General features: G+C 74.6%; 28 protein-coding genes and 1 pseudogene. 16 read left to right on the top strand and 13 right to left on the bottom strand.

The annotated features are described in order from the left end of the window. Nucleotides 1-132: 132 nt before the first annotated feature. The 5 genes from LN037_RS09550 to LN037_RS09530 all read left to right on the top strand — a co-directional run bounded on the left by LN037_RS09550 (nt 133) and on the right by LN037_RS09530 (nt 4743). Entirely contained in the window at nt 133-1503 is a 1371-nt protein-coding gene (locus LN037_RS09550; protein ID WP_230751710.1) for a GAF domain-containing protein, read from the top strand. Nucleotides 1504-1619: 116 nt separating this feature from the next. Further along, nucleotides 1620-2831 (top strand): sensor histidine kinase, encoded by a 1212-nt coding sequence (locus tag LN037_RS33485; RefSeq protein ID WP_230751709.1) that lies wholly within the window; start codon nt 1620-1622, stop codon nt 2829-2831. After that, a complete protein-coding gene (locus tag LN037_RS09540) occupies nt 2828-3469 on the top strand; it encodes a response regulator (protein WP_308286131.1) in 642 nt (213 codons plus the stop codon). Before LN037_RS33485 ends, LN037_RS09540 begins: the two co-directional genes overlap by 4 nt. Nucleotides 3470-3487: 18 nt before the next feature. Continuing rightward, nucleotides 3488-4036, top strand: coding sequence for an RNA polymerase sigma factor (locus LN037_RS09535; RefSeq protein WP_230751708.1), 549 nt, complete (start codon nt 3488-3490; stop codon nt 4034-4036). Continuing rightward, on the top strand, nt 4033-4743 hold the full coding sequence (locus LN037_RS09530; RefSeq protein ID WP_230751707.1) for a methylated-DNA--[protein]-cysteine S-methyltransferase: 711 nt from the start codon (nt 4033-4035) through the stop codon (nt 4741-4743). Before LN037_RS09535 ends, LN037_RS09530 begins: the two co-directional genes overlap by 4 nt. Before the next feature lie 42 nt (nt 4744-4785). Here the strand turns inward: LN037_RS09530 and LN037_RS09525 are convergent, their stop codons facing one another. After that, nucleotides 4786-5508: an SDR family NAD(P)-dependent oxidoreductase gene (locus LN037_RS09525; RefSeq protein ID WP_230751706.1), complete on the bottom strand. Its 723-nt coding sequence runs from the start codon at nt 5506-5508 to the stop codon at nt 4786-4788. A gap of 22 nt (nt 5509-5530) precedes the next feature. On the opposite strand from LN037_RS09525, the gene LN037_RS09520 reads away from it, so the two are divergent. The 3 genes from LN037_RS09520 (at nt 5531) to LN037_RS09510 (ending at nt 7867) form a co-directional block, all read left to right on the top strand. Next, a complete protein-coding gene (locus LN037_RS09520; protein WP_372460412.1) occupies nt 5531-6016 on the top strand; it encodes a GNAT family N-acetyltransferase in 486 nt (161 codons plus the stop codon). 184 nt (nt 6017-6200) lie between these two features. Next, nucleotides 6201-6767 (top strand): hypothetical protein, encoded by a 567-nt coding sequence (locus LN037_RS09515; RefSeq protein ID WP_230751704.1) that lies wholly within the window; start codon nt 6201-6203, stop codon nt 6765-6767. A gap of 2 nt (nt 6768-6769) precedes the next feature. Next, nucleotides 6770-7867, top strand: a complete 1098-nt coding sequence (locus tag LN037_RS09510) for a protein kinase domain-containing protein (RefSeq protein ID WP_230751703.1) — start codon at nt 6770-6772, stop codon at nt 7865-7867. 4 nt (nt 7868-7871) lie between these two features. Here LN037_RS09510 and LN037_RS09505 read toward each other — a convergent pair whose 3' ends face one another. The 5 genes from LN037_RS09505 to LN037_RS09485 form a co-directional block, all read right to left on the bottom strand. Next, nucleotides 7872-8408 (bottom strand): hypothetical protein, encoded by a 537-nt coding sequence (locus LN037_RS09505; RefSeq protein WP_230751702.1) that lies wholly within the window; start codon nt 8406-8408, stop codon nt 7872-7874. A gap of 4 nt (nt 8409-8412) precedes the next feature. Next, entirely contained in the window at nt 8413-9051 is a 639-nt protein-coding gene (locus LN037_RS09500; RefSeq protein ID WP_230751701.1) for a class F sortase, read from the bottom strand. A gap of 51 nt (nt 9052-9102) precedes the next feature. Then, a complete protein-coding gene (locus tag LN037_RS09495) occupies nt 9103-9726 on the bottom strand; it encodes a hypothetical protein (RefSeq protein ID WP_230751700.1) in 624 nt (207 codons plus the stop codon). Between the two features lie 108 nt (nt 9727-9834). Beyond that, complete coding sequence (locus LN037_RS09490) at nt 9835-10629, bottom strand: DUF1684 domain-containing protein (RefSeq protein WP_230751699.1); 795 nt, start codon at nt 10627-10629, stop codon at nt 9835-9837. A gap of 13 nt (nt 10630-10642) precedes the next feature. Next, nucleotides 10643-12592: an aconitate hydratase gene (locus LN037_RS09485; RefSeq protein WP_230751698.1), complete on the bottom strand. Its 1950-nt coding sequence runs from the start codon at nt 12590-12592 to the stop codon at nt 10643-10645. 29 nt (nt 12593-12621) lie between these two features. Between LN037_RS09485 and LN037_RS09480 the strand changes: the two genes are divergently transcribed. Next, complete coding sequence (locus tag LN037_RS09480; RefSeq protein ID WP_230751697.1) at nt 12622-12957, top strand: hypothetical protein; 336 nt, start codon at nt 12622-12624, stop codon at nt 12955-12957. Here the strand turns inward: LN037_RS09480 and LN037_RS09475 are convergent. The 4 genes from LN037_RS09475 to LN037_RS32360 form a co-directional block, all read right to left on the bottom strand. Next, entirely contained in the window at nt 12944-14416 is a 1473-nt protein-coding gene (locus LN037_RS09475) for an aldehyde dehydrogenase (RefSeq protein WP_230751696.1), read from the bottom strand. The genes LN037_RS09480 and LN037_RS09475 overlap by 14 nt on opposite strands. 140 nt (nt 14417-14556) lie before the next feature. Further along, the gene (locus tag LN037_RS09470; RefSeq protein WP_230751695.1) at nt 14557-14733 is read right to left on the bottom strand and encodes a YegP family protein; all 177 of its coding nucleotides are present in this window, start codon (nt 14731-14733) and stop codon (nt 14557-14559) included. A gap of 109 nt (nt 14734-14842) precedes the next feature. Further along, a complete protein-coding gene (gene kynA, locus LN037_RS09465) occupies nt 14843-15682 on the bottom strand; it encodes a tryptophan 2,3-dioxygenase (protein WP_230751694.1) in 840 nt (279 codons plus the stop codon). Beyond that, nucleotides 15679-15810 carry a hypothetical protein gene (locus LN037_RS32360; RefSeq protein ID WP_255693720.1) on the bottom strand — a complete coding sequence of 44 codons (132 nt, stop codon included), beginning with the start codon at nt 15808-15810 and terminating at the stop codon, nt 15679-15681. Before LN037_RS32360 ends, kynA begins: the two co-directional genes overlap by 4 nt. 46 nt (nt 15811-15856) lie before the next feature. On the opposite strand from LN037_RS32360, the gene LN037_RS09460 reads away from it, so the two are divergent. The 5 genes and pseudogenes from LN037_RS09460 to LN037_RS09440 form a co-directional block, all read left to right on the top strand. Continuing rightward, on the top strand, nt 15857-16969 hold the full coding sequence (locus tag LN037_RS09460; protein WP_230751693.1) for a TIGR03617 family F420-dependent LLM class oxidoreductase: 1113 nt from the start codon (nt 15857-15859) through the stop codon (nt 16967-16969). Further along, nucleotides 16959-17738 (top strand): crotonase/enoyl-CoA hydratase family protein, encoded by a 780-nt coding sequence (locus tag LN037_RS09455; protein WP_230751692.1) that lies wholly within the window; start codon nt 16959-16961, stop codon nt 17736-17738. The genes LN037_RS09460 and LN037_RS09455 overlap by 11 nt, the downstream gene beginning before the upstream one ends. Before the next feature lie 124 nt (nt 17739-17862). Continuing rightward, nucleotides 17863-18390 (top strand): phosphohydrolase, encoded by a 528-nt coding sequence (locus LN037_RS09450; protein WP_230751691.1) that lies wholly within the window; start codon nt 17863-17865, stop codon nt 18388-18390. Between the two features lie 72 nt (nt 18391-18462). Beyond that, nucleotides 18463-18642: a hypothetical protein gene (locus tag LN037_RS09445; protein WP_230751690.1), complete on the top strand. Its 180-nt coding sequence runs from the start codon at nt 18463-18465 to the stop codon at nt 18640-18642. A 12-nt stretch (nt 18643-18654) separates the two neighbouring features. Continuing rightward, nucleotides 18655-18843: pseudogene (locus LN037_RS09440) on the top strand (cupin domain-containing protein); the annotation flags it as partial. 8 nt (nt 18844-18851) lie between these two features. On the opposite strand, the gene LN037_RS09435 reads toward LN037_RS09440, so the two are convergent. Next, a complete protein-coding gene (locus LN037_RS09435; protein WP_230751688.1) occupies nt 18852-20786 on the bottom strand; it encodes an HNH endonuclease signature motif containing protein in 1935 nt (644 codons plus the stop codon). Nucleotides 20787-20888: 102 nt separating this feature from the next. Between LN037_RS09435 and LN037_RS09430 the strand changes: the two genes are divergently transcribed. Next, a complete protein-coding gene (locus LN037_RS09430) occupies nt 20889-21818 on the top strand; it encodes a helix-turn-helix transcriptional regulator (RefSeq protein ID WP_230751687.1) in 930 nt (309 codons plus the stop codon). Here the strand turns inward: LN037_RS09430 and LN037_RS09425 are convergent. Next, on the bottom strand, nt 21808-23367 hold the full coding sequence (locus tag LN037_RS09425) for a DHA2 family efflux MFS transporter permease subunit (RefSeq protein WP_230751686.1): 1560 nt from the start codon (nt 23365-23367) through the stop codon (nt 21808-21810). The genes LN037_RS09430 and LN037_RS09425 overlap by 11 nt on opposite strands. A gap of 106 nt (nt 23368-23473) precedes the next feature. Between LN037_RS09425 and LN037_RS09420 the strand changes: the two genes are divergently transcribed. Beyond that, the gene (locus LN037_RS09420; RefSeq protein WP_230751685.1) at nt 23474-24850 is read left to right on the top strand and encodes a GntP family permease; all 1377 of its coding nucleotides are present in this window, start codon (nt 23474-23476) and stop codon (nt 24848-24850) included. Here LN037_RS09420 and LN037_RS09415 read toward each other — a convergent pair. Then, nucleotides 24847-26115: a BPG-independent phosphoglycerate mutase family protein gene (locus LN037_RS09415; protein WP_230751684.1), complete on the bottom strand. Its 1269-nt coding sequence runs from the start codon at nt 26113-26115 to the stop codon at nt 24847-24849. The genes LN037_RS09420 and LN037_RS09415 overlap by 4 nt on opposite strands. Nucleotides 26116-26155: the final 40 nt, after the last annotated feature.

Below are 26155 nucleotides of genomic sequence, written 5' to 3'. Positions count from 1 at the left end.
GGATCCCGGGCGCCCGCCGACCAGGGTCGTTGGTCCCCCGGGACCGGATCCGTCCCGGGGGACGGAGCGGTTGACACGCCCGGCGTGGACACCAGGATTGCCGCGGGGGCGGTCCGGGGGAGGTTCGGGTCCATGTCCAGCGAGTACGTCGACGGTCCCCGGCTGTCCTCCGGCCTGGCGTTCCCGGGCGCGGTCCGCCTGGAGCTCGACGAGCTCCTCGACCAGGTGATCGCCCGGGCCGGGGAACTCAAGTCGGTCCAGGGACGGCTCCGCAGTCTGCTCGCCGCGACGCAGTACGTGGCCGAGCGACTCGAGCTCGACGCACTGGTGCAGCGGCTCGTGGACAGTGCCCGCGCGCTGGTGGGCGCGCGCTCCGCCGCGCTCGGCGTCGTCCGCGACGGCCGGGTGGTGACGTTCGTGCACAGCGGCGAGCCCACGTCCGAGGGGGCCGCGGTCGGGGACCTCCTGCAGGGCGACGGCATCCTGGCCACCCTGCTCGCCGACCCGCGTCCCCTCCGCCTGCGGGACCTCACCGAGGACCCCACGTCGATCGGTCTGACGCCGGACCACGGCCTGCTGCGCTCGTTCCTCGGCGCACCGCTGCGCGTCGGCGGCACCGTCTACGGCCTCCTCTACCTGACCGACAAGGAGGGCACCGACGAGTTCGGGCGGGACGACGAGGAGCTCGTGACCGCCCTCGCGGGGGCGGCGGGCGTCGCCGTCGAGAACGCGCTGCTGCTGGACGGGGCCCGCCGCCGCGCGCGCTGGCAGACCGCGTCGGCCGAGCTCGGCCGCGAGCTGCTGAGCGGGTCGCTCGACCCCGCCGACGGCCTGCGGCACCTGCTCGAGGAGGCCCTCGGCCTCGCCGACGCGCAGGGCGCCGCCGTCACCAGCGTGACCACGGCCGGGCCGGACCGCGTCGACGTTCCCTGCGCGGCGGGCGACCTCGCCGCGCTGGAGCGGCGGAGCCTCGACGACGGCGGAACCGTCACCCGGGCGGCCCTCGACGCCGACGGCCCGATCGTCCTGACGGTCACCGACACCGACCCCCGGAGCACCCTGCTCCGCGCGGTGGCACCGCAGGTCGGCAGCGCCCTCGCGACGCGGCTGGCCGACGGCGTCACCGGCGACGGCACGCGCGCGGTGCTCGTCCTCACGCGCGACCACGGCCGCCTCCCCTTCGACGGGACCGACGCCGAGATGGTCGAGGGCCTCGCCGCCCAGGCCTCCGCCACCCTCGCCCTGGCACGCAGCCGCGCCGACCGCGAGGCGCTGCGTCGGGTGGAGGACCGCGAGGCCCTCGTGGCCGACCTGAACGCCCAGGTGCTCCAACGGCTCCTCCGGGTGGGCTCCGGTCTCGCGGGCGCCGCGGCCGCCGCGGACGGTCCGGTGCGGGCCCGGGTGCTCGACCAGATCGACGAGCTCGACGACCTGGTGCGGGAGCTGCGCCGCACGGTCTGGGCGGACGCGGACCGGGGCGCGACGACGCCGCGGCGCCCGTAGCCCGCGGGCGAGGCGCCCCCGGTCCGGGCTCCCCCGCCGTCGCCACCTCGACCCACGGGTGGAGACGGGGTGGAGAACCGTCGTCACCGGGGCGGAGCGGGTCCAGACTCGGGGACGTGACGGCCACGATCAGCGGGCGCCGGGAGCCCGCTCCCCGGACGCCCTTCTCGACGGCGGGTGTGCCGCGCCCGACCGGCCGGACCTCCCGCGCCCGGTTCGCGGAGGGGCTGCGCCCCCTGCTGTGGCTCGGCCTGGCCGCCGGCACGGTGTGGCCGCTGACCGCCGGCTCGCTCGTGGGGGCCGTGCTGGTGCTGACCGGGGCCACCTGCGCCGTCGCCGCCGCCCGGGACCCGCGCATCGCCACCGAGGCCGCCGAGGGCGACCACTGGCGGACCCTGATGCTCTCGCTGTGCGGGATCGCCGCGCTCGTCGCCACGGCGCTCGTCCCGGTCGGGGCGGCGTACGCGGGGCTGTTCGTCGCCGCCGGACTCGTCGGCCGGATCGTGCTCGACCATCGCCTGGTGTGGGGCTACGCGGCGGTGTTCGGCGTCGCGCTGTCCGTCGTCTTCACGCTCGCCGTGGGCTCGATGCTCGGCGCGCTCCTCGGCCTCGTCGTCCCGGTGCTCGCCTCCCAGTCGCTGAACCGGGCGCGGCTGCAGCGCGAGCACGCCCGGGTCGTCGCACTGCTCGCCGAGCGGGACGCGCTGCGCGAGGCCGAACTCGCCGGCGCCGCCGCGCAGGAGCGCGCCCGCATCGCGCGCGACCTGCACGACGTCCTCGCCCACAGCCTCTCCGGCCTCTCCCTGCACCTCCAGGCGATCCGCGCGGTCCTCGCGAAGCGGCTCGGGCCCGGCGACGCCGTGCTCACCTCGGTCGACACCGCGGCCGACCTCGCACGCTCCGGGCTCGCCGAGGCCAAGCAGGCGGTGGCCGCCCTGCGGGAGACCCCTGCCCCGACGACCGCCGACCTGCAGGCCCTCGTCGACGGCCACGACGCCGCCCTCGGGCTCACCGGCGACCTCGACGCCGTGCCGGCGCGGCTGCGCGAGGCGGTCTACGCCACCACCCGCGAGGCCCTCACCAACACCGCTCGCCACGCCCCCGGCACCCCGGCGACCGTCACCCTGGAGGTCGGCGACGACCTCGTCCTCGCCGTGACCAACCCGCGCCCGCACCCGGCGTCGGGATCGAGCTCCGACGGCGGCGGAAACGGGCTGGTCGGGCTGCGGGAACGCGCGGCGCTCGTCGGGGGGTCGCTCGAGGCCGGTCCCGACGACGACGGCGGGTGGCGGGTCACGCTGCGGGCGCCGACCGGGGTGGCAGGGTGACGCCCGTGATCCGGATCGTGCTCGCCGACGACCAGGCCGTGGTCCGGGACGGGCTGGGGATGCTCCTCGGAGCGGCGGACGACCTCGAGGTCGTCGCCACCGCGAAGGACGGGACGGACGCCGTCGCCGCGGTCGTCGACCGGCGTCCCGACGTGGCGCTGGTCGACCTGCGGATGCCCGGGCTCGACGGCGCGGAGGTGACCGCCGAGGTGGGCCGGCAGGCGCCCGAGGTGCGCGTCCTCATCCTGACCACCTTCGCCGACGACGACGCCGTCCTCCCCGCCCTGCGCGCCGGCGCCGCGGGCTACCTGACGAAGGACACGACCGGCGAGGCGCTCTGCGCGGCGATCCGCACCGTGGCCGCCGGCGGGTCGGTGCTCGACGCGACGGTCCAGGCGCGGCTGGTCGCGCTGGCGGGGACCCCCGCGGAGCCACCCCCGATCCCCGACGGGCTGACCGCCCGTGAGGTGGACACGCTGCGCCTCGTCGCGCAGGGCCTGTCGAACCAGCAGGTCGCCTCGCAGCTCTTCGTCAGCGAGGCGACGGTGAAGACGCACGTCAACCACCTGATCTCCAAGCTCGCGGTCGACGGCCGCCCGGCTCTGGTCGCCTGGGCCTGGCGCAACGGCGTGACCTGAGCCGGTGTTCTCCCCCACGTGAACGAACTCCGGACCGCCCTCGTCGTCGACCTCGACGCGGGGTTCGCGGAGGTCGTGCGCACCTACCAGGGCCTCCTGCTGGGCACGGCGATGCGGCTCACCGGCGACCGACCGGCCGCGGAGGACCTCGCCGCCGAGGCGTTCCTCCGGGCGTTCCGGGCGCTGCGCGACTACGACGCCGAGCGCATCGGCGCGCTCGAGCTCCGAGGCTGGCTGGTCACGGTCCTGCTCAACGAGCACCGCAACACGGTGCGGACCGCGACGCGGCGCCCCGCGCTCTCCGGCGCCCCCGTCCCGGACCGGGCGACGCCCGACCCCGGGCCCGCCGACCTCGCCACCCGCGCCGACCCCGACCTCGCCGCGGCCCTCGCGCGCCTGCCGGCCGTGCAGCGCGAGGCCGTCGTCCTGCGCCACGTCGCCGACCTCGACGTGCCGGCGGTCGCGGCCGCGCTCGGCGTCGGCGAGGGCACGGCCCGCTCGCACGTCTCCCGCGGCCTCGCCCGCCTGCGGACCCTCCTCACCTCGCCCGATCGGAGCACCCCGTGAGCGACCCCCTGCTCGCCCGCCTGACCCCACCCGACGTCGGGACCGACCTCGCCCCGCAGCTCGTCGACACCTTCGCGACGACGACCGGCCCCCTCGGGGAGGTCCTCGTCGCGCGGTCGTCCGCGGGCGTGACCTACGTCCGCCCGGTCGACGACGTCGACGGCTTCCGTGCCGAGTACCGGCGCCGGCTCGGCCGCCCGCTGGTCCCCGACGACCGGTCGGTGCCGGCGATCGACGCCAGCACCCGGGTCGACCTGCGGGCCTGCTCGCCGTTCGAGCGCGACGTGCTCGACGCGACCGCCACGATCCCCGCCGGCCAGACGCGGCCCTACGGCTGGGTCGCCCGCGAGGTGGGACGGCCGGCGGCGGTGCGCGCGGTCGGCACCGTGCTCGCCCGCAACCCCGTCCCGCTGATCGTCCCGTGCCACCGGGTGACCCGGTCCGACGGCTCGCTCGGCCGCTACATGCTCGGCGAGCCGGCCAAGGCGCGGCTGCTCGCCGCGGAGGGCGCGGACCTGGACCGTCTCGCCGCCTTCACGACGGCGGGTGTGGTGCTGATCGGCAGCGACACCACCGGCATCGCGTGCCTCCCGTCGTGCCACCACGCGCGACGGATCACCGACGCCCACCGCGTCCCGTTCCGCTCGGCGGCGGCGGCGCGCGACGCGGGCTACCGGGGCTGCCTGGTGTGCCGTCCCGGCATGTGAGCAGAAAGGGTCGCCATAGCGACCCTTTCTGCTCACCTGTGCTCACAACGTCTGGCCCCCGTCGACCGTCAGCGTCTGCCCGGTGATCGCCCGCGAGGTGACCAGCCCGACGACCGCGGCGGCCACGTCCTCCACCGTCGTCTCCCGCCCGGTGATCGCCGCGCTCGCCAGCGCGCGACCCCGCTCCTCCTGGCCCGCCCACCAGCGCGTGAGCACCAGCCCCGGTGCCACCTCGTTGACGCGGACCGGCGCCATCGCGTTGGCCAGGGCGCGGGTCAGGCCGGAGAGCGCCGCCTTCGACACGACGTAGGGCACCGACGAGCCGCGCCCGGCCGCCGCGGCGATGCTCCCGACGTTGACCACGCACCCGTCGTCGGCGGCCCGCAGGTCTGCGCCGCACGCCTTCGCGCAGTGCCAGGCCGAGAGCGTGTTGAGCCGGAAGAGGCGCTCGAAGACCTCGTCGGTGACGGCGTCGAGGTCCGCCATGGGGATGTGCTCGGTGCCGCCCGCGTTGTTGACCAGGACCGTCACCGGTCCGAGCGCCGCGCGCACCTCGGCGGCCAGGGCGGTCACGGCGGCCTCGTCGGTGACGTCGGCCCGGAACGCCCGGGCCGCGCCACCCGCCGTCGTGATGGCGTCGACGGTGGCCTGCGCGTCGTCGGCCGAGCGGCTGTACACCACCGCGACCGGGTGCCCGAGCCGCGCGAGCGCCTCCGAGATCGCACGTCCGATGCCCGTTCCGCCGCCGGTGACCAGTGCCGTCATGGGCTTGGATGGTGGCGTGCCCGTGACGATCCGACCAGCCGAGCCCGCCGACGTCCCGACCCTCGTGCGCTTCGTCCACGAGCTCGCGGCCTACGAGCGCGAACCGGAGTCGTGCCTGCTCACCGACGTCCTGCTGCACGACGCCCTGTTCGCGCCCGCCCCGGCCGTGTTCGCCACGGTCGCGGAGCTCGACGGCGCGCCGGCGGGTGCCGCGATCTGGTTCCGGACCTACAGCACCTGGACCGGGGTGCACGGCATCCACCTGGAGGACCTCTACGTGGACCCGGCCCACCGCCGCCACGGGGTGGCCCGCGCGCTGCTGGCCGACCTCGCCCGCACCTGCCTGGACCGCGGGTGGGCGCGGCTGGAGTGGGCCGTCCTCGACTGGAACACCCCCGCGCTGGACTTCTACGCCACGCTCGCCTCGGAGCCGCTGGACGGGTGGACCACGCATCGCGTGGACGGCGAGGCGCTCGTCGGGCTGGCGGAGCAGGCGGCGCGGGACTAGGCCGACCGCCGGAACCGTCGGCGGCGATCGCCCGCGTCGGGGCGTCCGGTCGTCGGCAACCTGCGGCGTCGGACCACCCACATGGGTTCACGCGAGGAGATCGCGGGCACTGAGATCCCGGCCGGAGAACTCGAGGCGTTGCTCCAGCCCAGGGGCGGCCGGCGCCCGGCGGAGGGAGTCTGTGGTGGACGGGACCGTACTCACGATCGTGATCGTCGCGGCCGTGGTGATCGTGCTCGGGATCGTGCTGATCCTGGTCGCCCGGTACCGCGCGAGGGCCACCACCGCCTCGTTGCGCAGCCGGTTCGGCGAGGAGTACGACCGCGTGGTCGCCGAGTACGGCAAGCGCGACGGCGAGCGGGAGCTGCGCTCCCGCCTCAAGCGCCGCCAGGACCTCGAGCTGCGCGACCTCGGCGCCGACGAGCGCGACCGCTACGCCCGCGCGTGGGAGTCGGCCCAGGCCACCTTCGTCGAGAACCCGCCGACGGGACTGCGCGACGCCGACCTGCTCGTCCAGCAGGTCATGCGCGACCGCGGCTACCCCTCGGAGCGCTTCGAGGAGCGCGAGAAGCTCGTGTCGGTCGACTACCCCGACCTGGTGGAGCACTTCCGGTCCGCGCACGCCGTCGCGGTGGCCGACGAGCAGGCCGACCAGTCCCTCGAGGACCGGCGCCAGGCCATGGTCGACCACCGGTACCTCTTCGACGCGCTGCTCGGCGGCGGTGACGCGCAGCGGACGCGCAGACTGTGACCGTGACCCGGCCCTACACCTCCGCGTTCGACGGCTCCGACGATCCCCGCGGGCCCGCCGGCCCGGTGGTGCTCGGCGACCGCTACGAGCTCGTCGAGCTGCTCGGCCGCGGCGGGATGGCCGAGGTGCACCGGGCGCACGACCGGGACCTCGGCCGGGTGGTCGCGGTCAAGCTGCTGCCCGAGGACCGGCGCGGCGACGACACCGACGCGCGCCGACTGCGCGACGAGGCGCGGGCGGCGGCGGTGCTGAGCCACCCGCACGTGATCGCCGTGCACGACGTCGGGTCCTCCCCGCACGGCGTGTACGTGGTCATGGAGATGATCACCGGTCGGACCTGGGGCGACACGGTCCGGGAACGGGGCCGGCCGGGCCTCGTCGAGACCGCGCGGGTCGGCGCGGCCGTCGCGTCCGCCCTGGCGCACGCCCACGAGCACGGCATCGTGCACCGCGACGTCAACCCGAACAACGTCATGCTGCTGCCCGACGGGACGCCGAAGCTCATGGACTTCGGCATCGCGAAGACCGAGGACGTGCCGGGCCTGACCGAGACGGGGAAGGTCGTCGGCACCGTCGCGTACATGTCGCCCGAGCAGGTCCGCGGCGAGCGGCTCGACGGGAAGTCCGACGTGTACTCGCTGGGCTGCTCGCTCTACGAGGTGCTCACCGGCCGGCCCCCGTTCCGGGGTGTGGGCGCGGCCGAGGTGGCCGCCCAGCGGCTGCGCCAGCCCCCGACCCCGCTGCGCCAGGTCACCCCGACGGTCCCGGTCGCGCTCGAGGACGTCGTGCTCCGGGCGATGTCGCTCGACGCGCGCGACCGGCCCGACGCCGCGTCGCTCGGCCGCGCGCTGCACGACCTCGCCGAGCGCTACGCGGCCCCACCGCCGCAGGAGGCCACGACCGAGGTCGTCGACGCCGAGCCCGGCGTCCGGCCCGACCGCTCCGCGACGTCCGACCGGTCCGCCGGGCCCGACGACGACACCACGCCGTCCTTCGACCCGCCGCCGCGCGGCTCGGGCCTCCGCACGGCGGGTCTGGCCCTCGTCGTGCTGGGCGTTCTCGCGCTGATCGCCGTCGTCGCCCTGCTGACGCTGCGCTGAGCGGCTACGCCGTCCGCAGCCGCCGCACGGCGGGGACGGCGAGCCACAGCAGCATGACCACTCCGGTGAGGAAGCCGGACACGAAGTGCGCGACCGGGGCGGACTCCGGGCCGCCCAGCACCCCGACGACGCCGCCGGCCACGGCGAGGACCACCATCACCGCGCCGAGGACGCGGAAGATCCCCGCCCCGTCCGGCCACCACCGCGCGAACGCGAGGAAGTGCAGCCCGACGACGAGCACGATCCAGGGGACGTTCAGCTGCGGGGCGACCCGCCCGAGGACCGCGAGCCCGCCGAAGAGCGCGACGATCTCGACGCCGACGACGATCCGGTAGGACCGGGTCATCTCGAACGTCCCCGCGGAGCCGGTCGCGCGGCGGCCGCGCAGGTACGCCAGGACCACGAGGACGACCGCCGCGACGGCGAGCACGGCCGCCACGAGGTGCCCGACGCTGCCGAGCAGCCCGCCGTTCAGGACGACGAACAGGGCCCCGAAGAACGCGCCGATCAGCTGCCCGACCCCGAACTCCGACTCCCCCACCGATTCACCGTAGCGAGATCTCCCGGGCGAAGACGACGGTGTTGTCGCGGTAGCTGCGGGCGGCCTCGTCGAAGGACCCGCTGCAGGTGATCAGGCGCAGCTCCGGGCCGACGGTGCCGGAGTAGACGTCGTCGGTGGGGAACGCGTCCTTGGCGAACGAGCGCGTCGCGTAGACGGCGAACGTGACCACGCGGCCGTCCGCCCGCGTCACCTCCACGGTGTCGCCCGGGGCCAGCGCGCCGAGCCGGAAGAACACCGACGGCCCGTTCTCCACCGAGTCGATGTGCCCGATGATCACCGACGGCCCCTGCTGTCCCGGGGTCACCGAGTACCGGTACCAGGCCGCGAGGTCGTACTGCGGTCCCTTGGCCGGGACCTCCATCGTGCGGTCGGGATTGAGCCCGACCGAGCCCACCGCCGAGTCGACGCCGATCTTCCCGACGACGATCCGCGCGGGCGGCGAGGGCGGGGGCCCGGCGGGTGCGGTGGGCGTGGTGGGTGCGGCGCTGCTCGTCGGCGGGGCGCCCGCGTCCTGCTCGGCGGGCGCCCGCTGCTGCGAGACGACGCCGAGCACCACCGCCGCCACGCCCACGACGGCCAGCAGCGCCGCCAGGACGAGCAGCACCACCCGCCGTCGGGACACCGACGGTGCCGATGCCGGGGCGTCGGCACCGTCCGGTCCGCTCGTCAGTGCTCAGTCCTCGGTACGACGACGGGTCGCGGCGACCGCGACACCGCCGGCCGCGAGCAGCGCGAGGCCACCCAGGCCGAACAGCTCGGAGTGCTCGACGCCGGTCGTGCTGCCGCCGCCGGTCTGCACCCCGCCCGACGGGGTCTGGCTCGGCGCGCCGCCGGTGCCGTTCGAGCCGTTCGAGCCGTTGGAGCCGTTGGAGCCCGAGCCGTTCGCGCCCGAGCCCGCCTCGCCGGTACCGGCGCCACCCTGGCCGGTGCCGCCCTGACCGGCCGCACCGCCCTCGGCGCCGGGCTGCCCGGCCGCGCCGCCCTCGGCGCCGGGCTGTCCGGCCGCGCCGCCCGCGGCGCCCCCCGCGGCCCCGCCGGCAGCGCCGCCCTCGGCACCCGGCTGGCCGGGAGCGCCCGGCTGACCCGGGGCCGGCTGACCCGGCTGGCCCGGCTGGCCGCCCTGCCCGGGCACGCCCGGGATGTTCGGCAGGTTCGACGGCACCGCGGTCGGCACCCCCGACGGCAGGTTCGGCGCCTGCGGGGCCTCCCCGCCGCCGGAGCACGCCCCGAGCGTGCCGATCGAGAGCGCCGCGGCGGCCACCGTGTAGCCGACGCGACGTCGCATCGTCCGCGTCATGTCTCCTCCTCGATCTCGGTCAGATCACGATCGAGAGGTTCATACCCGCTTCACACGTCGTCACCCTGACCTCGACACGAATAGTGCACAGCCGATCGTGGGACGCGCTCAGCGGTCGTCGCGCTCCCCCGCCTCGACCGCGACGTCGAGCACGTTCTCGGCGGGCGGCAGCGGGCAGGTGGCGAACGCCGTCAACGCGCACGGCAGGTTGACGGTGCGGTTGAAGTCCAGCGTCAGGGAGCCGTCGTCGGCGGGGTCGCCGGTGCGCAGGATGCGGCCGCCGCCGTAGGTCGACACGCCGCTGGTGGCGTCGCGGAAGTGGAGGGAGAGGCCCTCGCCCTTGCCGGCCAGTGCGATGAGCTGCTGCTCGGTGCCGGCGAGGGTGAACGTCACCGTGCCCACCGCGGTCGGGAAGTGCTGCAGGCCGTCGACCACCGCGCCGACCGTGATCCGCTGCGGCTCGGGGTAGGCCTCGAAGCGTCCGGTGACCACCCAGCGCCCGTCCACCGGGAAGGCCGGGACGCCGCTGAAGGCCCGACGGGTCGGTGCCTGCGGGTCGCGCACGCGCAGGGCGTAGGAGTCGGTGCGGCGGGCCAGCTCCACGACCCGGTCACCGACGCCCACGAGCACCCCGGGCGCCCCGTCGACCGGCCGGACCGTGGCCGTGCCGTCGACCGTCGTCCCGTCCACCACGACCCCGTCGGCCGCGACCGCCGTGATCTCCACGGTGCCGTCGCCGGCCGCGCGCCACGTCCCGGGCAGGTCGGCGATCGGCCGGGCCGTGTCGTCCAGCCACTCCAGGGCGGTCAGCGACAGCCACCCGTGCGGCTCGCGCAACGTGGCCTCGCGCTCGTCGTGCCAGCGCTGCCAGTCGGTGGTCAGGTCCTCTGCGACGCTCGTCATACCGGGTGCAACCTCAGCCCGACGACGACGATTCCTGCCGCTCGCCCCGCAACCGTGCGATCGTCCCGCCCGCCAGCAGCGTCGCGCGTTCGCGCGGTGCCAGGCGCAGGCGCAGGCGGAGCTCCCCCACGTCGGTGCTCGCGGTGAGCTCCTCGGCGCCCGACTCCACCGCATCGCGCAGCCCCTCCACGGTCCAGGTCTGGTCGGTCGCCGCGCGCTCGAGGTCCGCGGCGTCGACGAACTCGAGCGGCACGATCCCCTGGGCGATCAGGTTCGCCCGGTGGATGCGCGCGAAGCTCGCCGCGATCACCGCGCGGGCCCCGAGGTACAGCGCCGCCTGGGCCGCCTGCTCCCGCGACGACCCCTGCCCGTAGTTGTGCCCGCCGACGATGACGCCGTGCTCGCGGGCCAGCGCCCGGTCGTGGAACCCCGGATCCTGGCGGGCGAACATCGAGCGCGCGCACTCCGGGATGTTCGACCAGTCGCTCATGCCCATTCCGTCGGGCGCCATGTCGCCGGTCGAGACGTCGTCGCCGACCACGATCAGCACCGGGTCGGCGAGCCGGTCGGGCACCCGGGCCCCCGCCGGCGGCGACACGATGTTCGGGCCGCGGACCACCTCGACCTGCACCGCCTCGTCGTCGGGCAGGGGCACGAGGATCTGGTCGTCGACCCGGCGCGGGTTCGTCGACGGCGGGTCGAAGGCGGGCACCTCCCCGAGGTCGCGCGGATCGGTGATCACGCCGTGCAGGGCGGTCGCCGCCGCGGTGGGCGGCGAGCACAGGTAGACCTCGTCGCCCGCCGTGCCGCTGCGGCCGGGGAAGTTGCGGTTGAACGTGCGCACCGAGGGCTTGCCGGGGCTCGGCGCCTGGCCGACCCCGATGCACGGGCCGCACACCGGCTCGAGCATGCGGGCCCCGGCGGCGACGAGCTCGCCGTACACCCCGCCGCGCGCGACCCGGTCGAGGATCTGCCGCGACCCCGGCGTCACGGTCATCTCGATCGCGGGGTGGACGATCTCGTCGCGCAGCACCGCGCCGACGATCGCCAGGTCCTCGTAGGAGGAGTTCACCGACGACCCCACGCACACCTGCACCACCTCGGTGCCGGCGACCTCGCGGACCGGGACCACCGACCCCGGCGACGACGGGCACGCGATGAGCGGCTCGAGGTCGCCGAGCTCGATCACCTCGTGCTCGTCGTAGTCCGCGTCCGGGTCGGCGGCGACGCCGGTGACGTCGCCCTCCCGGTCCTGCGCGCGCAGCCACGACCGAACCTGCTCGTCGGCCGGGAACACCGCCGCGAGCGCTCCCAGCTCGGTGATCATGTTGCAGATCGACCCGCGTTCGAGCACCGACAGGGCCGCCGCGCCCGGTCCGGTGAACTCGTACGCGCGGCCCTGCCCGCCCCGCACGCCGTGCCGGCGCAGCAGTTCGAGGATCACGTCCTTCGCCGCCACCCACGGCGGCAGCTCGCCCCGCAGCTCCACGTTCACGACGGCGGGTGCGGTGGTCGCGACGCCGTGCCCCGCCATCGCGACCGCGACGTCGAGCCCGCCGGCGCCGAAGGCGACCATCCCGACCGCGCCCGACATCGTCGAGTGCGAGTCCGCACCGAGCAGCAGCGCCCCGGGCCGCGCGAAGCGCTCGAGGTGAACGTAGTGCGAGATGCCGTTGCCGGGCCGGGAGAAGTGCAGGCCGTAGCGCGCCGCGAAGGTCTGCAGGTAGCGGTGCTCGTCCATGTTGCGGCCGTCGATCTGCAGGACGTTGTGGTCGACGTACATCACCGACGGCGAGACGGCGACCCGGTCCACGCCGAGCTCCTCGAACTGCAGCGCGCACATCGAGCCGGTGGCGTCCTCGATCAGGACCTGGTCGACGTCGAGGACGATCTCGGTCCCCGGCGTCAGCTCCCCCTCGCGCAGGTGGGCCGCGAGGATCCGCCGGATCAGGTTGTCGGGCACGGGGGATCCCCCTCGGTGAGAATGTGGCCGTGAGCGATCCCGCGGCCCGTCGCCTCGTGGTCGCCGGGGCGTTGCGACTGCACCTCGCCCGCCGGCTCGGCACGGGTGTTCCCGCGGACGCCGACGACGACGCCCTGCTGCGCGCAGCAGGATCGCTCGCGACCGACGTGGACCGGGTGGCCGGGCTGCACCGGGTCGCGTTCGACCCGCCCTACCCCGGCGCCGGGGCGGTGCAGCCCGTGCGCCACGGGCGGCGGCTGGTGCTCTCGACCGCCGCCCGGGACGACGACGGCACCGCGCTCGGCGTCGTGCTGACCGTCCTCGTCCCGGGGCGGGAGCCGCAGGTGCAGATCAGCCCAGCGTGAACGGGTCGCGAGTGCCGCCCGTGAGCTCCACCCACACCGACTTCGTCTCGAGGTAGGGCTCGAGCCCGGCGTGCCCGTTCTCCCGGCCGAGGCCCGACATCTTGTAGCCGCCGAACGGCACGCTCGGCGCGACCGCGCGGTACGCGTTGATCCACACCGTGCCGGCCCGGATCCTCCCGGCGACGCGGTGCGCCCGGTGCACGTCCTTGGTCCACACCGCGCCTGCCAAGCCGTAGGGCGTGTCGTTCGCCAGCGTGATGGCCTCCTCCTCGTCGGTGAACGTCACCGCCGAGAGGACCGGACCGAACACCTCCTCGCGGAAGACGGTGTCGCTCGGCTTGACGGTGAGCACCGTCGGCTTCACGAAGTAGCCGCCGAGCGCCTCCTCGGCCGATCCGCCGTACTGGATCGTCGCGCCCTCGTTCCGCGCGGTCTCGAGGTAGCCCAGGACCTTCTCGTACTGCGGTCCGTTCGCCACCGGACCCATCTCGGTGTCCTCGCCGAACGGGTCACCGAGCTTGATCTGCCCGGCCCGCTCGGCGACGAGCCGGACGAGCTCGTCGTGCACGTCGGCGTGGACCACCAGCCGCGAGCCCGCCATGCAGGTCTGCCCGGTCGCGGCGAACACGCCCGCGACGAGGCCGTTGGCGGCGGCCTGCAGGTCGGCGTCGGGGAACACGACCTGCGGGGACTTCCCGCCCAGTTCCAGGGTGACCGGGTTGAGGTTGTCCATCGCGGCGTGGCCGACCTTGATGCCGGTGGCGGTGGAGCCGGTGAACGCGACCTTGTCGACGCCCGGGTGCGCCGCCAGGTGCCCGCCGACCTCGCCCCGCAGCGTGGTGACCACGTTGACCACGCCCGCCGGGATGCCCGCCTGCTCGACGAGCTCCGCGAACCCGAGCGTGGAGCCCGGCGCGTGCTCGCTCGGCTTGATCACCACGGTGCAGCCGGCCGCCAGGGCCGGCGCGACCTTCCAGCTCATCAGCAGCAGCGGGGAGTTCCAGGGGGTGATCGCCGCGACGACGCCCACCGGCTCGCGGCGGGTGTAGACCAGGTAGTTCGGGTTCGGCGACGGCGGCTGCGCGCCCTCGATCGCCGTCGCGAGGCCCGCGTAGTAGTGGTACCAGCCGCCCAGCGCGTTCAGCTGGCCGAGCATCTCGCGGTAGAGCTTCCCCGAGTCGTTCACCTCGAGGCGCGCCAGCCGCTCCGCGTTCTCGGTGATCAGGTCGCCGAGCCGGCGCAGGCAGGCGGCGCGGGCAAAGGGCGTCATCGCACCCCACTCGCCGTCGAACGCCGACCGCGCGGCGGCCACCGCGGTGTCGATGTCGTCGGTGTCGCCGTCCGGCACGACCGCCCAGCTCTGCCCCGTGTACGGGTTCTGCGACTCGAACGTCTTCCCGGAGATCGCGTCGACGGCCTTGCCGCCGATCAGCATGCGCAGGGTCTCGAGCTCGCTCACGGGGACCTCCGGGTCGGCGACGACGTCGGGTCCGGACTCTGCCAGGCCCCACCGACGGCGTCGCCCCGGAACGCGGGACGGGCCGGCGTCCCGCCCGTCCGATCGGGCGGGCCGCCGGCCCGTGGAGGTCGTGACGGTCCTCAGACCTCGGTGACGCTCGCGCCGTCCGCGGCCTTCTGCACCGACTCGCAGCCCTTCCTGGCCGCGGCCCTGGTCTCGTAGGCCTCGCCGCTCGCGACGATCTGGCCGTTGCTCGCCTTGAGCCGGAACCGGAACTTGCCCGACTTGTCCTCGTAGACCTCGAACTTGCCCGCCATGACGGCCTCCCCGTATCAGGCTGGTGCGTGAACCTGCTGGTCAGCGCCGGAGGCTAGCGGCACCCGCCGTCGGGGTGGAACTCCTGCGGGACGCGGCGAGTCGCGATACCTAGAGCGCCGTGCGCACCGCGTAGAGCTCCGGGAAGAACGTCAGTTCGAGGGCCCGGCGCAGGAAGCCCGCGCCGCTCGACCCACCGGTCCCCCGGCGGAACCCGATCGTGCGCTCGACGGTCTTGAGGTGGCGGAACCGCCAGAACTGCATGTTCTCCTCGATGTCGACGAGCTCCTCGCACGTCTCGTAGAGGTCCCAGGCGTTGTCCGGGTCGGCGTAGATGCCGCGGAACACCTCGACGAGGCCCGCGTTCTCGACGTGCGCCCGCGTCACGTCCCGCTCCAGCAGCTCGGGTGGGACCCGGTGGCCGCGGCGGGCGAGCAGGCGCAGGAACTCGTCGTAGAGGCTGGGCCGCTCGAGGGCCTCGGTGAGCACCCGCTGCGCCGTCGGGTCGTCGGCGAACAGCTCCAGCATCGCGGCGTTCTTGTTGCCGAGCAGGAACTCGACGGCGCGGTACTGGTAGCTCTGGAACCCCGACGACGTGCCGAGGAACCCCCGGAACTCGTGGTACTCGCTCGGCGTGAGCGTGGCGAGCACCGACCACTGCTCGATGAGCTGGCGCTGCACGTGCTTGACCCGTGCGAGCCGCTTCAGCGCGAGCGAGAGCTCGTCGCGGGCCAGGTCGTCGCACGCGGTCAGCAGCTCGTGCAGCGCCAGCTTCAGCCACAGCTCCGAGGTCTGGTGCTGGATGACGAACAGCATCTCGTCGTGGTGGTCGCTGCGCGGGTGCTGCGCGTCGAGCAGCTCGTCGAGGTGCAGGTAGCGCCCGTACGAGAGGTTCTCGGTGAAGTCCCGGACGATCTCCTGCTCGAGGTCGCGGGTGTTCTCCGCCGTCATCGCTCGATCTCCTCCCCGCAGCGCGGACATCGTCCCGACGCCGGGTCCTCCGGATCGGGCATGGCCCCGCACGCGGGGCAGAGCAGGTGGGCCCAGCACACGGGGTCGCCACCCTGGTCCTCCGACATGGCACCCAGGGTGCACCAGCACCCGTCGTCGTGAAGGCTCGGACGCGTGCGCCTGGAGACACTGCTGCCCCTCGGCAAGGTCGACCCCGGGCTGCGGGCCCCGGAGGCGCCGCTGGATCTGCACGCGGTCGCCGGGACGGCGCGGCTCCTGGAGGAGATCGGATACGGCGGGCTGGCCGTGGAGGAGACGAAGGACGACCCGTTCGTCGTCCTGGCGCTGGCCGCCGCCGCGACGACGCGGCTGCGCACCACCACCGCCGTCACGATCGCCTTCCCCCGCAGCCCGACGGTCATGGCGCTGCAGGCGTGGACGCAGCAGAAGCTCTCCGGTGGGCGGTTCACCCTCGGGCTCGGGACGCAGGTCCGCGGGCACGTCCGGCGCCGCTACGGCATGGAGTGGCACCCGCCGGCCCCGTGGATGCGGGAGTACGTGCAGGCGATGCGGGCCGTGTGGGACACCTGGCAGCACGGGACCCCGCTCGACTTCTCCGGCGAGCACTACCGCCTCGACCTCATGGTGCCGCTGTTCGACGCCGGGCCGATCGAGCACCCCGACATCCCGGTCCACCTCGCCGCGGTGAACCCGTACATGTGCGCCGTGGCCGGGGAGGTCGCCGACGGCATCCGGCCGCACCCGGTGTGCACGCCGAGCTACATCGCGGAGGTGATGCTGCCGGCGGTCCGTCGCGGCGCCGCGCGCGCCGGCCGGTCCCTCGAGGACTTCCGGGTGTGCATGAAGCCCCTCGTCGCCTCCGCGCGGACCGACGAGGAGCTGGCGCGCAAGGTGGAGGACGCCCGGGCGCGGATCGCGTTCTACGCCTCGACGCCGGGCTATCGCGCCGCGTTCGACCACCTCGGGCTCTCCGACCTCGCCGCGGAGGCCAAGGAGCTGTCGAAGGCGCAGCGGTGGGAGGCCCTGCCGGGCATGATCGACGACGAGACGCTGGACCGGTTCGTCGTGATCGGGCTGCACGACGAGATCGGTCGGCGCCTGCTCGAGCGGTACGCCCCGGTGGTCACCGACGTCGAGTTCTCGATCGCGGTGCGCGACGACGCGGACCGCGAGACGCTGCGCTCGCTGGCCGCCGAGGTGCAGGGCGCGGACGACGCCGCGGCGCGGTCGGAGATTCTCGGGAAGGGGACTGCTGGTGTCCGATGAGGTGCGGGTCGAGACGGCCGACGGGATCACCGTCATCACGCTCGACCGTCCGAAGGCGCTCAACGCGATCAACTCCTCGGTCGCCACGGCGCTCGGGCGGGCGCTGCGGGCCGCGGACGACGACGAGGCGGTCCGCGCGATCGTCGTGACCGGCACCGGCCGGGCGTTCAGCGCGGGCGCCGACCTGAAGGCGGTCGCCCAGGGCGACACGCTCTCCGACGCCGACCACCCGGAGTGGGGCTTCGGCGGCTTCGCCCGGCAGGAGGTGGCCACCCCGACGATCGCCGCCGTCAACGGCCTCGCCTTCGGCGGCGGCTGCGAGCTCATGCTCTCCTGCGACCTCGCGGTCGTCGACGAGAACGCGCAGCTCGGTCTCCCCGAGGTCACCCGCGGGCTGGTCGCGGCAGCCGGCGGCCTGCTCCGGCTGCCGCAGCGCATCCCGCGAGCGGTCGCCCTCGAGATCGCGATGACCGGCGCCCCGATCAGCGCGGCCCGTGCCTATGAGCTGGGCCTCGCCAACCGGGTGGCGCCGGCCGGCACCGCACTGGAGGCGGCCCGGGCGATGGCGGCGACGATCGCCGCGAACGCGCCGGTCGCGGTCCGCGAGTCGAAGGGCCTCATGATCGCGGCGGCCCACCTCGACGAGCTCGGTGACGACGCGTGGGCGGCCAACTCCGAGGTCCGCACCCGCATCTTCGCGAGCGAGGACGCCAGGGAGGGTCCGCGGGCGTTCGCCGAGAAGCGCGCCCCGCAGTGGACCGGTCGCTGAGGTCGCCGACCGCCTTCGGCGCCGACGCCACGTCCACCGGGGGCGTGAGGCGTTCGGCGCCGGGCAGGTGACCGTGGTCGCCGGGCGTCGCGGTGATCGTCGGGCGGGGCTAGCGTCGCCGCCCGTGTCGTCCGACCTGCCGTCGTTCGCCGCGTCGCGGGCGCTCGCCGAGACCCTGCTGGCGGACCACCTCCCGGAGCGGTGGCGCCACACCCAGGGCCGAGCCCGCGAGGCCGTACGACTCGCCGGCCTGCCCGGGGTCGACCGGGAGTGGTTGATCCACGCGGCGGTCCTGCTCGACGTCGGCCGCTCCCCCGTCGCGGTGCGCACCGGGTTCCCGCCGCTCGACGCGGCGCGATTCCTGCGTGCGCGGAGCTACCCGGCGCGCCTGCTGGGTCTCGTCGCCCACCAGCTGGCCGCTGAGGTCGAGGCGGGACAGGTCGGGGTGGATCTCGGCGGCTTCGACCGCGAGGAGTCCGCCACGGTGGACACGCTGTGGTGGTGTGCCCTGGTCGCCGATCTCTCGGCCGCCCCACTCGCCGTCGCCGACGGCCGCGTGGACACCGACGGCCGTCGCCGGGACGCCACGCGCGGCGCCGTCGCCCGGACCCGCGCGCGGATCGCGTCCGCCGGTCTGGCCGTCGTGCTCTGAGGTCGACCGCCGTGACCTGTCCGCCTTCCGGCTGACATCGTCTCGTCATCGCGGCGGCGCAGGCCCCTCCCCATGAGCACCCCTCCCGAGCCGGTCGAGCTCGTCGTCACCGACACCACCACGGCCGAGTGGCAGGACTTCCCGGTCCCGGCGATCGGTGCCGTGCTCGAGCACGTCCCGCTGGTCGACGACCCCGAGACCGGGATGATGATGGTGAAGATGGTCTACCGGGCCGGCTTCGTGAACCCGTAGCACACGCACCCCTGCGGGCACGGGATCTATGTGCTCTCCGGGACCCTGCAGACCCACCAGGGCACCTACGGCCCGGGCAGCTTCGTCTGGTTCCCCGAGGGCGGGTCGATGGAGCACGGCGCGACCGAGGACGGCGACTGCACGTTCCTCTTCGTCACGAACAAGCCGTTCGACATCCACCATCTCCACCCCACGACCTGAGCGAGACGTCAGACCCGCTGCCAGGGCCGGTTGTGTCGGGGTTGTCGGGTGGGGTCGAGCCATGTGGGGGGTCGGAACCAGGGCATGTGGTCGGTCATGTGGACGTCCCAGCCGCTGTGGTGGACCAGGTCGTGGTGATACCGGCAGAGGCAGACGAGGTTGTCGGGTTCGGTGTGTCCGCCGTGGGCCCAGTGGATGATGTGGTGGATCTCGGAGTGCCGGGCGCGTCGGCGGCAGCCGGGGAAGGCGCAGTGCCGGTCGCGGCGGGTGACGGCGCGGGCGGTGGCGGTGGGGATCGAGCGGGTTTTGCGGCCGACGTCGAGGACTTCGCCCTTCGAGCCGAGCAGCATGGGGATGATGTCGGCGTCGCAGGCCAACCGGCGGGCGGTGTCGGGGTGGATCCAGGTGGAGTCGCCGAGCAGGGCCAGTGCGGTGCTGGTGTCGGCGAGTTGTTGGCGCAGCGTCTCGTAGTCCAGCGTCACGGTCAGGGTGACGCGTTCCCGCCCGGGTAGCGCCATGGTGTCGACGTCCGGTGGGGTCCACGGCCGCCGCGGAGGCGGTGGTTCATCGGCCTCGGACTCAGTAGTTGCATCGGATTCGTGGTCCGGCGTGGGCGCGCCGGGGCCGAACATCGAGGGCTCGTCCGCCTCGGGCTCGGGCTCGCGCTCGGAGGTGGCGTCGGATCCGGTGCCGGTGGCACCGGTTCCCGCGTCGTTCTCGGGCGAGGGCTCGTCGGTGGCGGGCTCCGGTGCGCGGTTCGCGTCGGAACCGGTGCCGGTGACATCGGCTCCGGTGTCGCGGCCGGCCGCAGGCTTGTCCGTGGCGGACGTTGCGGACGCGGCGGGCGCGGTGGTGTCGGGGTCGCCGTCGCTGTCGCCGTCGGGGAACGGCATCGCCGCCTGCCCGGTGCCGGGCTCGGGGTCGGGTTCGTTGAGGCCGGCGTGGTGGCTGGCGGAGATCAGGTCCAGCAGCCCGGAGGCCTGCCGGGCCGGGAGGGAGCGGTCGGCCTCGTCGCGCGGGTCGTGCCCACGGTTGCCGTCGGCGGATTCCGGGGCGGCCCCGGTGTCCGGGTCGGCCACCACCGACGACGCCGGAGCAGGCGTGGCGGCGCGGATCGCGTCGTCGAACAACGCCGCCGCGGTCCGTTCCCGCAGCACGAGTTTGGCGTGCAGGTCACCGTTGCGGCGCTTGGTATAGCGCAACTCGTTGCCCGACGCGTCGTCGTCCTTCGGCGCCGCCCCGTCGGGATCGAGCCGATCCGCGATCACCGTCGCCGCCGAGAACAACGCCTTCGGGCTGTGGGTGGTGGCCAGCGCGGCCAACTGCTCCTCCGCCGTCGCCAGCACCGCCGGCTCCAAACCAGGCACCGTGCCGAGACGTTGCATGGTCTTGCGGATGATCTCGACGTGATGCTCGTCGACCAGCCCGTCCTCGACCACCGCCGCCGTCGCCGGCAGATCCGCCGGTGTCCTCGCCCCGGTCGGGGTCACCGTCTCGCGCAGCGCGTCCGCCTGCCGCTCGAGCAGGCGGACCGTGGTGGGGTCCAGGCGCAGGTGGTCCTCGAGCAGCCGCGACATCCGCCGGTACCCGGTCTCGTCGAGCACATCGCTGTCACGGATGGCGTTGATCGCCCGGTACAGCCGGGCCCCCGCCAACCGTCGGGCCCGGACCGCCGCCGCGCCCTCGGCCAACAACGCCAACGACTCCGCCGACACACCCTCCCCGTCCGAGGACGCCTCAGCGTCGGAGACACCCGGAACGGCCCAGGCGGGCTCCGCCGCGAGTGGCGGCTCCTCCTCATCGTGGAAGGAGTACGCCGAGATCGGCGTGAGGGCGTCCTCGACCGCCCACGCCGCGAGCTCCTCCTCCGAGAGCGGCACGAACGGCGGGTCGTCAGGCAGCGGCAGCCCCGTGTCGGGGTCCCACCCTGCCTCGATCGCCATACCCCTACGATCGAACACCAGTTCGAGAAGATCCAGAGTCCGTCCGGAGCAACTTCTCGATCGCGAACGGATCAACCGCGATCAACCCGGCATCCTCACCCCGTGCCCACGACCTCCGCCCGGACGCTGACTCTCCTGTCCCTCCTCGGTACCGGGCGCACGATCCCGGGGCGGGAGCTGCGCGAACGGCTCGAAGTCTCCGACCGCACACTGCGCCGCGACGTCGACACGCTCCGGGAGCTCGGCTACGCGGTCGAACCGGTCAAGGGCGTGCACGGCGGCTACCGGCTCGGACCGGGCGGTGCGGTCCCGCCGATCGTGTTCGACGAGGACCAGGCCGTGGCCACGGTCATCGCGCTCCAGACCTCGACGGCCGTGCTCCGCGGGATCGAGGAGTCGGCGCGGAGAGCCCGGACCACCGTCACGAACGCCCTCCCCCGCCGCCTGCGCCCGACCGCCGACGCCTTCACCGTCACCGTCGTCCCGAACCAGTGGGAGTTCCCCGCCGAGCCCATCGACGCCGCGGTCGTCGAGCAGGTCGGACGGGCCGTGCGGGACACCCAGGTGCTGCGGGTGACCCACAACGAGGAGGAGCTGCGCGTCGAGCCCCACCACCTCGTCGTCTGGGCCGCCCGCTGGTACCTCGTGGCTCACACGGCCGACGAGTGGCGGGTGCTGCGCCTCGACCGCATCCACCTGCACGCCCCGACGCACGCGCGCTTCCGGCCGCGCGCCCTGCCCACCGACCCCGTGAGCCTCGTCCGGACCACGCCCGACCGCGGCGGCCACCCCGCGCCCTGGCCCTGCCTCGGCGAGGCGCACCTCGACCTGCCCGCGGCCATGGTCGCCGAGTTCGCCCCCGGCGGCGCCGTCGTGGACGTCGTCGACGCCACGACCTGCCGCCTGACCATGGGTGCCTGGTCCTGGATCGGGCTGGCCGGGCTCTACCTCACCTTCGGCGCCCGGATGTCGCACATCGGGCCCGCCGCACTGCGCGCGGCGTTCGTCGAGGCCCGCGGCCTCACTCCATGACGGCGGGTCCCGACGACGGGGCCGGCGCCGGCCCGGAGCGCAGGCGGAACGCCAGCAGCACTCCCAGCGCGGTGAGCCCCGCCGTCACCATCATGAGGTCGTCGACCGCGGTGACGAAGGCGTGCGCCTGCACCTGCGAGTAGCTCAGGTACTGCTCGAGCATCGGCGTGTGCGGCGCCATGTGCGTCGCCGCGCCGGTGTCGCTGCCCTCCTGCGCCTGCTGCGCGGAGAGCAGGGCGGTGAGCGCCGCGAGCCCCATGGCCGAGGTGGTCCGCTGCGTGACGTTGTTGAACGCGCTCGCGCCCGAGACGCGGTCGGGCGGGACGGCGGAGATGCCGCCGGTCATGATCGGCATCATCGCGAGGCCCATCCCGACCGCCCGGAACACGAGGATCCACCGCAGCTCGTCCCACGACGTGTCGATCGACAGGTCACGCAGCATCCACGTCCCGAGCGCCAGGATCGTCAGCCCGATCACGGCGGGCCGGCGTGGCCCGATCGTGTCGTACAGCCGCCCCGCCACCGGCATGAGCAGACCCATCACGAGCGCCTGCGGCAACAGCAGCAGCCCCGTGTCGAACGCCCCGAGTCCCTGGCTCTGCTGCAGGAAGAGCGGGATGAAGAACAGCACCCCGAACAGGCCCACCGACAGCACGGCGATCAGCAGCAACGAGTTGGTGAACGGCCAGGACGAGAAGACGCGCACGTCCAGCAGCGGCTGGTCGACCTCGAGCTCGATCACCACGAACAGCGCGAGCGAGAGCAGCCCCACGGTGAGCAGGATCAGCACCGGGTACGAGGTCCAGCCCCACGACTGCCCCTCCGACAGGGCCAGGAGCAGCGAGAACAGGCCCACGGCGATCGTCAGGAAGCCCAGGACGTCGAAGCGGCGGCCGCGCGCCCCGCGCTCCATCGGCAGCCACACCACGGCCGCGACCGCGCCGACGACGCCGATCGGCACGTTGATGAAGAAGATGAGCCGCCAGTCGACGTACTCGACGAGATAGCCGCCGAGGGTCGGCCCGACGGCGGGCGCGAAGACGATCCCCAGCCCGTACATCCCCATGGCCGCGCCGATCCGCTCGCGCGGCACGATCCGGTAGACCATCGACAGCGCGACGACGGGGATGATCCCGCCCGGGACCGCCTGCAGGATGCGGAACGCGATCATCGAGTTGATGTCCCAGGCGAGCCCGCACAGCGCGGAGCCGAGGCCGAACCCGACCAGCGAGAGCACGTAGGCGCGCCCCAGCCCCAGCCGCTCCCCCAGCCACGCGCTCACCGGCACGATCACGCCGAGGGCGAGCGAGTACGCCGTCGACACCCACTGGATCTCGTCGGTGGTGACCCCGAAGTCCTTCTGCATCGACGGGATCGCGACGTTGACGATGCTGACGTCGAGCACCGACATGAACATGCCGGTGACGAGCACCAGCAGCGCCACGATCCAGGGGGTGCTCCGTCCCGACGGCGGGTCCTGCCGCACCGGGGCGGGCGCCGGCGGCGCCGCCGGCTTCTCGACGGCGGGTGCGTCCGCGGTCGTCGTCATGCCCGGAGTGTGGCACTGCGAACGCGCAGGTCAGAGGGGTGAACGGCAGCTCGCCGGCGGATGGTCCCGGTTCGACACGTGATGTCCGTTTCCCGATGATGACCTGATGCCCGGTTGGTACCTCGTCACCGTCACGGCGGTCGTCGTCCTGCTCGCGGTGCTGCTCATCGTGCGGCTCCGGGTGCACCCGGCCGTCGTCCTCGCCCTGGCCGCCACGGCCGTCGGCCTCGCGACCGGTCAGGGCCCCGTCGGCACCGTCGAGGCCCTGACCGACGGCTTCGGCGACATCCTCGCCGAGGCGGGCCTGCTCATCGCCTTCGGCGTGCTCATCGGGTCGCTGCTCCGGGCGATGGGCGCGATCGAGCGTCTCGTCGCGACGCTGCTCCGGTGGTTCGGGCCGCGCCGGATGCCGCAGACGATGGCGGTGGCGTGCGCGACCGTGCTCCAGCCGATCTTCGTCGACGTCCTGCTCGTGATCGCCGCGCCGCTCGCCCGCCGGATCGCCGCCCGGATCGGCCCGGGTGGCGTCCCGCGGATGGCGGCCGCCCTCGCCATCGGGTGCGAGTGCGGGATCGTGATGATGGTGCCCGGCATCGGCACCGTCGCGATCGCCGGTGTCCTCGGCGTCCCCCTCGGGCGCATGCTGCTGTTCGGTGTCCTGGTCCTCGTCCCGACCGTCATCGTCGCCACCGCCGTCACCGGCGCCCTGCTGTCCCGCTGGTGGGACCCGGCGCGCGACGAACCGCCCGCCGTCGAGCCGCCCGCCGTCGATCATCCCGCCGTCGAGCAGCCGGGACCGGCACCCGCGACGGCCACGGAGGCCGCACCCGTCGTCGGGAAGACCTCGCTGCCGGTGATGCTGGCGCCGCTGCTGGGGGCGCTGCTGCTCATCGCGGCCGGGGCCGTGGCCGAGGTCGCCGGGCTCGGACACCCCGTGCTCGCGGTCGTGTCGGCGCCGCCGATCGCCCTGCTCCTCGGCGTGCTCGGCACGATGGTGGTGGCCCGGCGGGTGCTGGGTCGGGAGGGTTCGGAGGAGCCGCTCGCCGAGGGTTTCCGGGAGAGCGGGCTGATCCTCGTCCTGACGGGGGTCGGCGGCTCGCTGGCCGAGGCGATCTCCCGGTCGGGGCTCGGCGACGTCCTCGGCGGCCTGTTCTCGGCGAACACCGCGCTGCCCCTCGCGACCGTGTGGCTCACCGCAGCGGTGCTGCACGTCGCGGTCGGCTCGGTGACGATCTCCGCGATCACCGCGGCCGGCATCCTCGCCCCGGTCGCCCCGGCGATCGGTCTGGACCCGGTGCTCGTCGCCCTCGCCGCGGGCAGCGGCGCGCTCTTCGCGGTGCACGTCACGAGCAACACCTTCTGGCTGCTCCAGTCCCTGCTCGGCCAGAGCGTGCGCGGGGCGTTGAAGACCTGCTCGCTCGGGGTGTCGATCGCGTCGGTCGTCGGCCTCGGCTTCACCCTCGCGCTCGGGCAGGTGCTCTAGGGGGTCATCGGCTCCGGGTGGTCGGGCAGGGCGAGGGTGCGGCGCGGCGACGGGCGGTGACCGAGGAAGTCGGGCCGGTTGGCCGAGCCGAACAGCAGTGGCAGCAGTTCGGCGGCGGTGATCCGGCCGTACCAGCCGGAGGCCGCGGGTGCCTCGCCGAAGGCGGTCACGGGGTCCGGCCGGACGGTCGGGCCGGCGACGACGAGCGGGGTCGGGTCACCGGTGTGCAGCACGCCGTCGACCGACGGCGTCGCGTGGTCGCCGGTCACGGCCACCACCGCGCGCTCGGCGAGCTCCAGCAGCCCGGCCAGCCCGGGGTCGGCCGCCTCCAGCACCTCGAGCTTGGCCCGGGGCCGCTTCGTGTGCCCGGCCTCGTCGGTCGCCTTCGTGTGCACGTGCACGAACCGCGCGCCGCCCGCGATCAGCTCGTCCGCCGCCTCCAGCCGGGCCGCGAGGTCGGTCCCGACGTCGGGTGCGGGGGCCAGGTGCCGCGCGTCCATCCCGAGCAGCGCGGCGATCCCGCGGTAGAGGCCGGTGGACGTGACGGCGGCCCCGTCGACCCCGGTGACCTCGGTGAACGAGGGCAGCGGGTCGCGCCGGCCGGACCACTTCGTCGTCAGGACGTCGAGCGGCGGGCGACCCCAGCGGCGCCGGTTGACCGGGTGCCCGACCAACGTGCGCCGGGCCTCGCGCAGGAACGTCGTGAGCGTCTCCGCCGTCGCGGCCGCCGACGGGGTGCAGGGCTGCACGGCCAACCAGGGGTGCCGGTCCTCGAAGAACGGATCGGAGTCCGTCACGGACCCGTCGTCGTGCCCGGGCAGCGTCAGCAACGCCTCCCCGCGGCGCCCGAGCGGCCGCAGCTCGACCCCGTGGCCGGCGGCCACCGGCCGCACCGCCTCGAACAGCGCGGCCGCGTCGTCGGCGTCGTCGGGAGCGCACCGGCCGGTGATCCACACCCGGCCGTCCTCGACGCGCGAGGCGCGGAGGGCGGCATGGGTGACCGCCGTCCCCGTCGGGACCTCGAGGCCCGCACCGAGCGCCTCCAGCACCGCCCGACCCGGGAACGGCACGTCGCCGAACCCGAACATCGCCCAGTGCGCGAGCTCCGAGGCCGGCGCGCGGCCCCAGCCGAACGGCAGGTGCCACCCGGAGCAGCCGCGGGCGGCGAGCGCGTCGAGGACCGGGGTGTGCGCGGCCTCGGCGGGGGTCCGGTCGCCGAGCTCCGGGACCGGACGGTCGCCGAGCCCGTCGAGGACCACCAGCACGACCGGCAGCCGGTCGTCGACGAGCCGGGGCTGGGTCTCG

Origin of the sequence: Actinomycetospora soli, from assembly GCF_021026295.1 — a bacterium.
Lineage (GTDB): Bacteria > Actinomycetota > Actinomycetes > Mycobacteriales > Pseudonocardiaceae > Actinomycetospora > Actinomycetospora soli.
Note: the sequence above shows the minus strand (reverse complement) of the source record. Positions and strands in the feature narration are given on the sequence as shown.

What these genes read in the sequence shown, in the direction of transcription:
- LN037_RS09550 (WP_230751710.1), top strand. Translation starts at nt 133, where the DNA reads ATGTCCAGCGAGTACGTCGACGGTCCCCGGCTGTCCTCCGGCCTGGCG.
- LN037_RS09525 (WP_230751706.1), bottom strand. Translation starts at nt 5,508, where the DNA reads ATGACGGCACTGGTCACCGGCGGCGGAACGGGCATCGGACGTGCGATC.
- LN037_RS09495 (WP_230751700.1), bottom strand. Translation starts at nt 9,726, where the DNA reads ATGACGCGGACGATGCGACGTCGCGTCGGCTACACGGTGGCCGCCGCG.
- LN037_RS09490 (WP_230751699.1), bottom strand. Translation starts at nt 10,629, where the DNA reads ATGACGAGCGTCGCAGAGGACCTGACCACCGACTGGCAGCGCTGGCAC.
- LN037_RS09470 (WP_230751695.1), bottom strand. Translation starts at nt 14,733, where the DNA reads ATGGCGGGCAAGTTCGAGGTCTACGAGGACAAGTCGGGCAAGTTCCGG.
- kynA (WP_230751694.1), bottom strand. Translation starts at nt 15,682, where the DNA reads ATGACGGCGGAGAACACCCGCGACCTCGAGCAGGAGATCGTCCGGGAC.
- LN037_RS32360 (WP_255693720.1), bottom strand. Translation starts at nt 15,810, where the DNA reads ATGTCGGAGGACCAGGGTGGCGACCCCGTGTGCTGGGCCCACCTGCTC.
- LN037_RS09445 (WP_230751690.1), top strand. Translation starts at nt 18,463, where the DNA reads ATGAGCACCCCTCCCGAGCCGGTCGAGCTCGTCGTCACCGACACCACC.
- LN037_RS09435 (WP_230751688.1), bottom strand. Translation starts at nt 20,786, where the DNA reads ATGGCGATCGAGGCAGGGTGGGACCCCGACACGGGGCTGCCGCTGCCT.
- LN037_RS09425 (WP_230751686.1), bottom strand. Translation starts at nt 23,367, where the DNA reads ATGACGACGACCGCGGACGCACCCGCCGTCGAGAAGCCGGCGGCGCCG.
- LN037_RS09420 (WP_230751685.1), top strand. Translation starts at nt 23,474, where the DNA reads ATGCCCGGTTGGTACCTCGTCACCGTCACGGCGGTCGTCGTCCTGCTC.